This is a genomic window from Spirochaetota bacterium, assembly GCA_038043445.1.
Lineage (GTDB): Bacteria > Spirochaetota > Brachyspiria > Brachyspirales > JACRPF01 > JBBTBY01.
The window spans coordinates 1-11,634 of record JBBTBY010000116.1 but is presented as its reverse complement, the minus strand read 5'-3'; the positions used below and the strand labels follow the sequence as shown (position 1 = coordinate 11,634).

Annotated in this window: 7 protein-coding genes; 4 read left to right on the top strand and 3 right to left on the bottom strand. The window is 57.5% G+C overall.

All coding sequences use genetic code 11. The features are described 5' to 3' along the window. The 4 genes from AABZ39_15995 to AABZ39_15980 all read left to right on the top strand — a co-directional run. Window positions 1–782 (top strand): ABC transporter ATP-binding protein (locus tag AABZ39_15995; protein ID MEK6796282.1); only part of this gene is annotated, 782 nt, incomplete at its 5' end. A 37-nt stretch (window positions 783–819) separates the two neighbouring features. Continuing rightward, entirely contained in the window at window positions 820–1,527 is a 708-nt protein-coding gene (locus tag AABZ39_15990) for an ABC transporter ATP-binding protein (protein ID MEK6796281.1), read from the top strand. Between the two features lie 13 nt (window positions 1,528–1,540). Next, a complete protein-coding gene (locus tag AABZ39_15985; GenBank protein MEK6796280.1) occupies window positions 1,541–2,839 on the top strand; it encodes a phenylacetate--CoA ligase in 1,299 nt (432 codons plus the stop codon). Window positions 2,840–2,911: 72 nt separating this feature from the next. Further along, on the top strand, window positions 2,912–4,270 hold the full coding sequence (locus tag AABZ39_15980; GenBank protein ID MEK6796279.1) for a TAXI family TRAP transporter solute-binding subunit: 1,359 nt from the start codon (window positions 2,912–2,914) through the stop codon (window positions 4,268–4,270). 31 nt (window positions 4,271–4,301) lie between these two features. On the opposite strand, the gene AABZ39_15975 is transcribed toward AABZ39_15980, so the two are convergent. The 3 genes from AABZ39_15975 to AABZ39_15965 form a co-directional block, all read right to left on the bottom strand. Next, window positions 4,302–6,191 (bottom strand): 6-hydroxymethylpterin diphosphokinase MptE-like protein, encoded by a 1,890-nt coding sequence (locus AABZ39_15975; protein MEK6796278.1) that lies wholly within the window; start codon window positions 6,189–6,191, stop codon window positions 4,302–4,304. Continuing rightward, window positions 6,188–7,222 (bottom strand): tRNA 2-selenouridine(34) synthase MnmH, encoded by a 1,035-nt coding sequence (gene mnmH, locus AABZ39_15970; GenBank protein MEK6796277.1) that lies wholly within the window; start codon window positions 7,220–7,222, stop codon window positions 6,188–6,190. The genes AABZ39_15975 and mnmH overlap by 4 nt, the downstream gene beginning before the upstream one ends. Before the next feature lie 5 nt (window positions 7,223–7,227). Continuing rightward, the coding region (locus tag AABZ39_15965) for a hypothetical protein (protein MEK6796276.1) at window positions 7,228–11,634 on the bottom strand (4,407 nt) is incomplete at its 5' end.

Here is an 11,634-nt window from a genome sequence, read left to right as displayed (position 1 = left end):
AGATGGTTGAAACGGCCATGAAACTTCTCTCGGTGGAGCATCTGACCAAAGCGTGCGGCGGACTGACCGCGGTGAATGACGTATCTTTCCATGTTGATGCGGGCATGATCAAAGGCATCATCGGCCCGAACGGCGCGGGAAAGACCACGCTCTTCAATCTCATTGCAGGCGCGATACGCCCCGATGCGGGTACGGTCCATTTTTCCGGCGAGCCGATACACGGGCTCTCGCAGCACAGGATCGCCTCCCGGCGCATAGCACGGACGTTCCAGAACATAAAACTGTTCCCGCATATGACCGTGCTCGAGAACGTCATCGCGGGGCGGCATACGCGGACGAAAGCCACGTTCATCGCGGGGATGCTTTCGCTCCCGCATACGATGCATGAAGGCGCCGCCGCAGAGGCAGCATCGCGAGAGATACTCGATCTTCTCGGGATAGCACCGCTTGCCGCCACGGAAGCGGGAAGTCTCCCCTTCGGCCGTCAGCGTGTGGTCGAATTCGCCCGCGCGCTCGCCCTCGATCCGACACTGCTGCTCCTCGATGAGCCGGCAGCGGGGCTCAATAATCATGAGACCGACGAGATCGCTGCTCTCATTCGGCGCATTCGCGCTCAAGGCATCACGGTGCTCATCATCGAGCACGACATGTCGCTCATCATGGAAATATCGGACAGCATCCTCGTACTGAGCTCGGGTCAACGGATAGCCGAAGGACCGCCGGCGGAGATACAGCGCAATCGCGATGTCATCGACGTCTATCTCGGGGCCGCCGATGCTTAGCGTACAGAGCCTTCGGGCGTCATACGGAAGCTTGCGCGTGCTGCGCTCGATGTCCATCCATGTGGATACCGGCGAGATCGTTGCGATAATCGGGGCGAACGGTGCCGGGAAATCCACATTGGTACGCACTATCATGGGGCTCGTGAAAGCATCCGCGGGAACGGTGCTGCTTGACGGGAAGGACATGACACGCATGCCCACGGAACGCATCGTCGCGAACGGCTGCGTGCTCGTCCCCGAGGGGCGGCATGTGTTCGCTGCGATGAGCGTGCGCGAGAACCTCATGCTCGGGGGGCATCCGCTTCGGATGAAACTCTCCGCCCGCGAACGGCGGGAAGCGGAAAGAAGCGAGCTGTCACGCATGTTCGGTCTCTTCCCGAAGCTCCTCGACCGTCAGCATCAGCTCGCGGGAACGCTTTCCGGCGGTGAACAGCAGATGCTCGCCATTGCACGAGCGCTCATGTCGCGCCCGAAGCTCCTTATCCTCGACGAACCGTCAACGGGACTTGCACCCATCGTCGTGAAGGATATTTTCCGCGTTATAAAAGAGCTCCGCAGCGCGGGGATGACGATACTTCTCATCGAACAGAATGCCCGCGCGGCGCTCGCAATAGCCGACCGCGGCTATGCCCTTGAGACCGGACAGGTCATGCTCGAGGGGAGCGCCCGCGCCGTGCTCGGCAACCGCGACATCCAGCGTGCCTATCTCGGCAAAGAATATAAAGCGAAAAGCGACCTTGAGTGAACGGGGTGAACAGATGATATTCAACAAAGCCATCGAAACCATGCCGCGGCAGAAGCTCGCACAGCTCCAGCTCGAACGGCTGCAGGCGACGCTCCACCGCATCTACAAGAACGTTGCGTTCTACAAGCAATCGTTCGACACCGCCGGCATCGACATCGAGGATATCGTATCGCTCGAACACCTCGCCGATCTGCCGTTCACCACCAAGGACGACCTGAGAAAAAGCTATCCCTACGATCTCTTCGCCGTTCCGCTCAAGGATATCGTACGCATCCATTCATCGTCCGGCACCACCGGCAAACCCATCGTCGTCGGCTACACCAAGAACGATCTGGCCAACTGGGCGGAATCGACGGCGCGCTTCCTCGTCTCGGCCGGTGTAACGGACCACGACTTCATGCAGATAGCCTTCGACTACGGCCTCTTCACCGGCGGTTTCGGCTTCCACTACGCCGCAGAACAGGTAGGCGCCTCGGTAATACCGGCATCTTCGGGGGGGAGCGTTCAGAAGCAGATAACCATCATGAAGGACTACAGGACCACGGTGCTCGCGAGTACGCCTGGCTATGCGATGCGCATCGCCAAGGGTCTTGAAGAGATGCATCTGCATCCGTCATCGCTCAATCTCAAGGTGGGCATATTCGGCGCCGAACCGTGGAGCGAGCATGTGCGCGAAGAACTTGAAACGAAGCTCCGCATCCGTGCGTACGACACCTACGGTCTGAGCGAGATCATGGGCCCGGGTGTTTCCGGGGAATGCTCCGAACGCAACGGGCTGCATGTGAACGAGGACCAGGTGATCGTCGAGGTCATCGATCCGGTAACGCTCACTCCCGCCGCCGTCGGCGATGAAGGCGAGCTCGTGTTCACCAATATCGCGAAAGAAGGCTGTCCCCTCATCCGCTACCGCACCGGCGATATCGCACGGCTTCTCCCCGGGGACTGCCCCTGCGGAAGAACGCACATGCGTATGAGCCGTGTCGCGCGGCGCACGGACGACATCGTCGTGTTCATGGGATTGAAGATCTCCCCGGCGCAGGTGGAATCGATACTTGCGAACGCCGAGGGCGTTGAGCCTGAGTTCAGGATAGTGCTCGGTAATGCCCTCGGGCCCGAGACCATGGAGATAAAGGTTGCCATATCCGAAGGGATAGCCGTCGACGAGATAAAGGTGCTTGAAGACCTCAAGACCACCATCACCCGGCAGCTGGCATTGGAGCTCGGACTTACCGCAAAGGTAACCCTTGTCGAACGCGCATCGATAGAACCGCGCGACGGAGGCAAAGGCCGTATCGAGGATAATCGCAGGTAGCGTTCCGCGGTGAATTGACGAACATTCCCCATCTGATATACTGCGCTCAATGCCGCGGAGCGGCCGTATCACATGGCAGGTATCATCATGGAAGCATCGCCCAAAGGATTCGCCAAACTGCAGGCGACGCTGAAAGAGACGTTCGGCTTCAACCGCGGCGTAACGATAAGTATTATCATCCTGTCGTCCCTCGTCATCGCGTTCGCCGTGTTCTGGTTCATCTATTCCGCGCCCCCATCGTCCATCACCATGTCGAGCGGCCCCGCTGACAGTGTGTTCCAGACGAACGCCGAACGGTATCGAAAGCTCCTTGCGAGCAACGGGATAACGCTCCATATACTTCCCTCGCAGGGTTCACTTGAGAATCTCATGCGCCTCAAGACGCGTTCCAATGAGGTCGATGTCGCCTTTTTCCAGGGAGGATTGCCGCGCGGTATGAACGCGAACGGCATCGAATCGCTCGGGAGCCTCTACAGCGAACCGCTCATGCTGTATTACATCGGCAGGAAAAAGATAACGCTCCTCTCCGAACTCGACGGGAAACGCATCGCTGTCGGAGCCGAGGGGAGCGCTGTGCGCAGGCTCGCCGTGACCCTGCTCGGATTGTGCGGGATAGAGACGAACAGGAACGAACTGCTCGTCGATCTCGACGGCGAGGACGCGGCGGACGCGCTCGTGAAAAAGAAGATACACGCGGTGTTCATGATGGGGGAAAGCGCAGCGTTCGGCACCATGCGCAAACTCCAGCGCTCACCGGACATACACATATACAGTTATGCACAGGCGGACGCCTATATTCGCCGCATCCAGTATTTGACGAAGCTCACGCTGCCGATGGGCTCCATCGACTTCGAGAAGAACATCCCGGAAAACGATATCACTCTCGTCGGGGCGACCGTGCAGCTCATCGCCCGCAGGGACCTTCATCCCGCCGTATCCGATCTTCTGCTCGAAGCGGCGCATGACATACACAGCCGCCCCTCGATGTACCGCAAGCGCGGCGAATTCCCGACGCCGGTATCCAATGACATCCCCGTGAGCGATGAGGCGATGCGCTTCTACAAGTCCGGTAAAGGATTCTTCTATCGCGTGCTGCCGTTCTGGCTTGCGACGCTGGTAAGCCAGCTCATCGTCGTCGTCATCCCCGCCGCTGTCGTGCTCATCCCGGCATTCCAGGTGATACCGGCCCTGTATACGTTCAGCGTCAATGTCAGGATAGGCCGATGGTACCGCGCATTATTGACGCTCGAACAGGACCATCTCGAGAACAGGGAACGCTCGCCCAGTGACTATCTCGTACGACTCGACAGGATAGAGCACGGCATCAACAGGAGCAAGATACCCATATCGTTCGCCGGACAATTCTATATCCTCAGACAGCACTGCGCGCTCGTTCGTGACCGAATAGCCGCTGAGTCCGTGCCCAAGTAGAACGGCCTATTTTCTTAACGAAGCGCCGCTTCTATACCGTCGCCTTGCTCAGTTTGCGTATCCCCATCTCGATGAGGTCATCGTTGTATTCGGCGGAACGGATTATCTCCTTGTACAACTCTCGTGAGGCGATGACCGGCCGCAATTCCTCCGGCGTATGTTCATCGAAAGCGTATCCCTCTTTAATATAGTTTATCACGCGCTGCATGGTAACGCTCACGAAGGGCTTCGCCTCATGCAGCTCTCCGATGCGCTCATCGATGGTATTGAGCGATCTCACCATGCCCGCCACATTGTGCTTGTGCCTCACGCCGTGTTCAAGCTTATCCGTTATCGAGAGACCGTCCTCGGCGAGCCGCCGCATCGTGCGTATCTCCTTTCGTATGGCCGAGAACCCATCGATTATCTCCCTGCGTATCGCAGCTTCGGTCGCGGTATCGGCGCGCGCATTCGCCGATACCGTTTCAAAATCGATATCACGGTCCGGCAGCGTCTTTGCGAGCGATGCGAGCGTAATGTTCTCCATGCCGTTGAGCGCTACACCGCCCTCCGTTGCATTGTAGAATTTCACACCGGGCTTCGCAGCGGCATATTTCTCGAACCATTCACGGTACATGGTAAACCGGGCATCGACATAGACACGCTCACCGTGAATATTCCTCGCCGGCGTCACGCGCCCGGACAGTATATATTTATAGATGCGTCCGTCATACGTATCGAGCTTGGTCACCTGCGTGTGGAAATCCTCTTCATGATAGCTCCCCTTCACATGCGTTGCCAGCTCCGGGAACGAGAGATCAAGCCCCAGCATGATCACCGGGTTGGCGCCGGTACGGCAGGCGATATCTATCGCTGCGGTCGACACGGACCCGCCCACGGTCAATTCGCCCCTGTCGCCCAGGAATCCCATGAGGTATTGCGCAAGGGGGAACGGCGAGGCGGCGAGGAATATCGGCCCGGGGTAATTGCGCATTATCTCATTGTGTATCGACGACTCCGAGACTAGTGCGGTACCGCTCGAAACGGCGTTGCGGAAATACTTCGCGTTCTTCCCCTGCGGGTCAATGGCCACCGCGATGTGGGGCGTAATGCCGTGCTCGCGGAGCGGCTTCAGCGCAGTATCAACGGCGATGATAAGCGCCTTCTTCTTCATCTCACCGAGAAGGCCGATATTCCGTTCGAGCGAAGGCCCCGCCGAAACGACGACAGCAGGCACACCGGCGAATCGGTCGAAGAAGCGGTTCACGCCGTGGACGAACGGGATCACATCGATATTACAGATGATATTATACGCCCAGAGCCGGTCGAAGCGTATCATGGTATTGATATTGATGCTCTTCGCATCGACGAAGTTGAGTATCGCCTGCGAGAGGTCGCCCAGGTCTTTCGAGAAGAACTTCCAGTACCCGCGCGAGGTGATGATGCGCACCTTGCGCGTGCTCCTGAGCGATAGATAGTTCTCGATATCGTTCCTGTCGCTCCCGCCGATGAAATACATGACGCGCTCGTCGGAGAACAGATCATGCATATCGAACGTATCGATGAGAAAATTCAGTATGCCGTACGACGGTTCAACGGCGATGACATCGATATTATCGCGCGCAGTGAGTATCTCCCGAACGATGTATCCCGCCCCGAAACCGAGCACCACGACAAGATCGGCATCCGGATCGTTCACGGCCTCTTCGGCGAGGGTTTTCGCCTCCTTGATCGGATCGTACTGGCTGTGCATGATCGCCGACGCCCCGTCCCGTGATGCCTTGAAGCTCATTGCCGCGCCCTTGATCGCTATCGGCGTGCAGGAGAACCCGTCCGCCGCCGCTTCCGCTATCCTCGTTTCAACATCGAGGGGGAAAAGCTCGCGATGCGCCCGTATCGCATCCATATTCTTCCCGCGTATGCCCGCCGATGCAGAACTCATGCTTGCTCCCGGGTGCGGAGTGCCCGCACAAGATCGAACGCGGCGTCATGCGGCACCTGTAAAAGGCATCGCCCGCCGCCGTACTTGTTCCAGAAAAAAGTATATCCCGTATCGTAATAATTTTCCATAAGGAGCCGTATCAATTCTGCGTAGCGTTCCTCGCGCGCAAGCGACACATACGCCGTATAGCGCTCGCCCCCCAGGGCATCACGTATCTTTTCAAGCGTCGCGACGACAAGATCGGCCGTAATGAACGGCATGTATTCGTCGAGGATATTCTGCACACGAACATCCATCGGCGCTGTTATCTCGATATGATCACTTTTGATGATGCGATCGATGACGACCTCCGGCACGGTGATGCGCCCGATTCGCCGCGACTCGCCTTCGATGAAAAGCGTTCTATCCCCGTGATACCTGAACCGCACGAGCGCTTCGCCCAGCACGTGCTCGAAATTCTGCTGTGTCGGCTGCGTAAGCCCCGCCCCGCCGAACGCCGACCCGCGATGAGCGGCATAGTGCTCAAGGTCGAGAAAGGCCGCCCCGTCCGCCAGCGCCCTCCGCATAATCGCCGTTTTACCCGTACCGGTGAGCCCGCGTACCGTTATCGTCGAAAAATCATCCGCTATGCGTGCGATGACATCGCGTATGGAACGGCGGTAGGATTTGTACCCGCCCGTATACTGAACGGCCGGTATACGCGCAAGCGCAAGGAAATTGACCGCCGCTTTGCTCCGCATGCCCCCGCGCCAGCAGAGGACGATGACCGCACGCGTATCCGTGCCCCGGTGTCCGCGCACCGCGTCCACTATGCCGGGTATCTTCGGGGAAACAAGGCGTATCCCTTCGTCCCAGGCGGCATCGACCCCGTCATGAGCATAGAGCGTACCGACAATTGCGCGCTCCTCGTTGGAGAACAACGGCACATTGAATGAACCGGGAACGGACCCATCCGCGAATTCGGCCGGCGAGCGTACATCAATGACTACGGGTCGTTCTTCTGCGAAGAGGTCATCGAAGCCTGCTTCCATACGCATCAGAACCGGAACGTGATATCGGCGCCGATCTCGATGCCGACGACAAGGTCCCATCGGCTCTTATCCACAAGCTCTTTCACCGAAGAGTAATACTGTTTGAACAGCAGCGGAAACTTATTGTACTGATTGATCGTGATGTATTCGTTCAGGTTGAAACCAAGCCGGTATTCAAGCAGTATCTGCAGGAATTCCCACGTAACGTCGGCCTGGAGCGTGCTGTTGATATACTCCGCTGCGGTCTTGAGCGGACCGCCGTCCGGGGAGAATTTCACCGTCTCATCATACGATGCGAACCTGAGGTACGGCATCTGCAGATGGAGCGTATGCGTGAACTGTATCGGCTTTTCCAGCTCAAAGAACAATATCCATTTACCCGTAGCGGGGATATCGAGCTTTGCGTCGAACGTGAACGTATGATCGTTGCGCCCCGGGTCGAGCGCGGCGATACCCGAATCACGGGTGAGGTCGTAGCCGAATTCATAGCTGCCGACATTATACGGTGCATACGCATCGGTACCGTTGTAGGGGCCAATGCCCATATAGGGCGATGTTTCCCCCATGCGAAGATACTGCCGTTTGAACGTCGCCTGATACCCCGCCGAAAGCGAGAGCGGAAGGTTCTCGCCGACCTTGAGCGTGCTGTACACGGATGCATTGACGACATCGCTCCTTATCTTCGTAAGGTAATTATTATTGGCGCTGTACGATACCGAATAGCTCGCGGTGAACGACGACCAGAAGGGGTCATTGAACGAGGGATTGAACAGACGCACCATATCGATGATGGAGATGGGACGCCCGACGCTTAACGAGAACGAATCGTTTTGCGATATCTTCCCGTACTGATCGCGTCCCGTACTGAGCGAAAGTGAATAGGTGAACGACGACGGGAGGAAGAGCTTCACCACCGGGAATTCCACGAACTGGAACGTAAGCGAATACGATTCGTTCAGATTGACCGTGGCATAATATTCGTCATTGACGTACGGCATGAAATAGGAGAGCGATCTCCCGTTGTAATACGCAAGCATCTCGGCGATCATCTTCGACGCATTGTGCCGCTGTTCGGCATTGCGTGCGTTGTTGCCGAAGAAGAGCCGTATGATCGGCGCAAAAGGATAGTCGATATAGTACCACGGCGGCATGATAAGCGCCGGGAGCGCGGCGGCGGCATAGCGGAGTATGCCGAATTCGTACTGCGAACTATTGAACGAGAACGCCGTCTGCGGCACAGCGTTCTCGGCAAGGGAGATGGAGCGGTTCACGCTCACCGGCACCGCCTGCAGCGGGCATTCCTTCCAGAGGTCCTTGAACCCGAAGGAGAACGCCAGCGCACCGGAAAGCGATACCGAGGTATTCTTGTAATCATTGGAGCCGTTGTATCCGTAGGTTGCCATGTTCGCGATGAAATTCGCCTGATTGGTGTAGAAATTCGTCATGCGGGAGAACGCCTTGGCGCTGTTGTACGCATACCCGCTCTCGGAATAGGACTCGTTGAAACTTATCGAGAAGGTGCCGAAGAACGGTATGGACGGCACCGATATCGACTGCGCCGAGCCGTATGTCTCCGTCGTGCGCGCGGTGCGCCGGCGGGTGATGATATTGGTGTTCGTGACCGACCCGGAGACGACTATGTTCGTTTCGTTCACCGGTACATCGATCTCGTTCTTTGACCAGAGCAGTATGAGCTCCTGAAGATAATTGCCGTCGAAAATGGTCGATATCTGGCTCTGTATCGTCTGACTGTAGTCGATATAATGCCCGACGGTATGCGAAAGCGAGAGCGCGGTCGTAAGCCAGGGGAACGCGAACGTGAGCGAACCGCTCTGGCTCCGGCTGAACTGATACCGTGCGCTCGCGACATCGTTGTAGTCCGCAATGGTCGAGCTCTGCTTGGCGCTGTTAAAGATATTCTCGTCATCGAAGAAGAAGCCGACGACGCGGGAATAACCGCGGTCCTTGTCGAACGACACCGCCGATTCCGGGACACTGTTCGTCTCCTGAGACATGGTCTTCTGTATCGTCGCCGAAATGGTATAGTTCTCGGATATCGTCGCACCGGTAATGCCGAACGCATCGGGCATGGTTATCGTCTCGCCGAAGCCGTAGGTGCGTCCGCGCGTTTCCGTCTTCGTCAGCTTCAGTTCACCCGAGCCGCCGGTGGCGACATTGGTCTCGTAGCGCGAGGCAGCGAACGATTTGTTTATCGTTTCGGAATAGTTGTGCGTGAGCGTGGGAATATACCATACGCCGGGGTTCATCGTGAGCGCTATGTTCGCCGAGGTATTGCGCGCATAGTTCTGGCTGTCCTTCGGTATCACGCGCTCGTCGGTATCGCTCAGATTATCGGACTGCGCGAGCGATACGTCCGCAGCGAGCACCTTGAGCACGGTCGAGCGGAACGAGAACGAATCCGCCGACGAGTCCGCCCGTGTCAGCGCCTGCCCGATGCTCCCGAAACCGCGCCGCATGTCGTTATGCGCATAATTCGCATTGACCGCCGACAGTACCGGGACATCGCCGATGAGGAGCTCCTTCGCGTAGCCGACATTCGCGTTCGCACGCCACGCCCAGCCTTCGACCTGCACATCATCGTTCATATGCGCCTCGTTCACCCAGAGCGTACCGGTCACGAACGGCCCCGGTGCGCACGAGCTCGAATCGACGCCGAAGGCGAACATGCTGATGCGCGTGAGCGTCGTCGACCCGATGCGGTACGTGCTCGCAGCGGGCGCGGCGACATCATTGATGTACACCGGGAACACATTGGTCCCCGTCCCGCTCTCGCGCAATTTAATCGTTATCTTGTTCCAGCCCGTCTGGAGATCGACAGTGCCGACATTATTGGTGCGTGTAAGGAGCGATATCGGTATGCGTGCGACATAGGTGCGGTTCGTCTGTTCACCGAACTTGAAGATGAGCGCCTCATTGTTCGTGCTCCAGCTCTCCCGATAGACGAAGAAGCTGAATTCCTTGTATATCGAAAGATCATAGAACCGGTCCGCGGGATTGAATATCCGTATCTCGCCGGCAATGCCCTGCGCTGCGGCGCCGTTCGTGTTCGTGATATTATTGAGATTGTACTGGAGCTTGAGCGCGTTCTCCGACAACCGTTCACGTTCGCTCGCCGTGAGCGTCCCGTGGAGCTCCGTATACGTTTTGTACCATTCCTTGTCATCGACGATGCGCCTTCCTGAGCCGTACCGGTATTCAGGGTCTATCTGCGAATTGAGCACGACGGTCTTGAACATATCAGAGAGAACGGGTTTCACATTATCGACGTATATATCGGACCAGCGCGATGCGGTAAAACGCACGCGATCGACGATAAGACGCCCCTTCGAAGGCGTGGTCCCGCCGGGATAGATGATGGAGAATCGCAGGCCCGTCGTCTTTTCCAGTATGCGTTTCGTGTTCGCGGAGAGATCGGGGCGTATGCGCATCTTGAGCCTGAGATACGGCGTCTGCTTCATCCCATCGGCCAATGACCCGTACACCGGGAGCCTTGTTATCTCATAGAACGTGTTCGCGTAGGTGTACAGCGCCGGGTTATTATTGTACTTCGTAAGCGACGGGAATTCGATGAGCGTATTGGTCACCGAGGGATATACGTTCGTCGACACCGTATCGGGCGAAGGATACGCGACGACGTCATCGAGGCGCGAGAACTGATCGTCGCCGTTCAGGTCCTCCCTGTCGAGGCGTCCGTTGCCGTTGTTCACATCATTGGACGATGACCCCGGCACGCCGACGCCGTTCCCGTGGCGTGTGTTCCTGCTCACGCCGAACGTGCTGTTGAAGTAGGCGAATTCCATGCCGTACGCATCCGCGCTCTGTTCGGCCGCGCGAATGCCGTTATTATCGAAATCCTCCGAGGGACTCCCCATTTCTACCAGGAGAAGCACTTTCTCAGGATCAAGATCGGTCTCCGACTGCTTCACGAGCTTAGCGACTATCTCAAGCTCGACATACCGGGACGCATCGATGCCGCGCACATTGGTATAGCCGGGGAGCGTCGTACTGTAGCCCTGCACCACGGAAACATAATTCGCCTTCTGCACCGCCGGTTCGAACCGATAATCGAATATGAGCACGTTCTGGTCGGCAGTGAAATTCGGGTCGTACGCGCCTTCGTTCCCCACGGAGAACGGCCCTACCTTCGCCGCGAACGACTTGAACTGACCGCGCGCATCCACTTCGCCGAACCCGAGCACGCCCGACTGCATCGCGGAGAGGTTCGCATAGGTCATATCGCGCCAGGTCTTCCCGCCGAGGACATCGTATTTCCTCAGATCGATGAAATTGAGCACACCGAGCGAATTCGTTTCAAGCCGCGGATTGGCGGTGAAGTATATCGACGGGTTCTCGGTGTCGGAAAGCTCGGTATACTCCTCGGCATCGTCCAT

Excerpts from the sequence above, each read along its gene's own strand:
- mnmH (MEK6796277.1), bottom strand. The coding sequence starts at position 7,222 with ATGGAAGCAGGCTTCGATGACCTCTTCGCAGAAGAACGACCCGTAGTC.
- AABZ39_15985 (MEK6796280.1), top strand. The coding sequence starts at position 1,541 with ATGATATTCAACAAAGCCATCGAAACCATGCCGCGGCAGAAGCTCGCA.
- AABZ39_15975 (MEK6796278.1), bottom strand. The coding sequence starts at position 6,191 with ATGAGTTCTGCATCGGCGGGCATACGCGGGAAGAATATGGATGCGATA.
- AABZ39_15980 (MEK6796279.1), top strand. The coding sequence starts at position 2,912 with ATGGCAGGTATCATCATGGAAGCATCGCCCAAAGGATTCGCCAAACTG.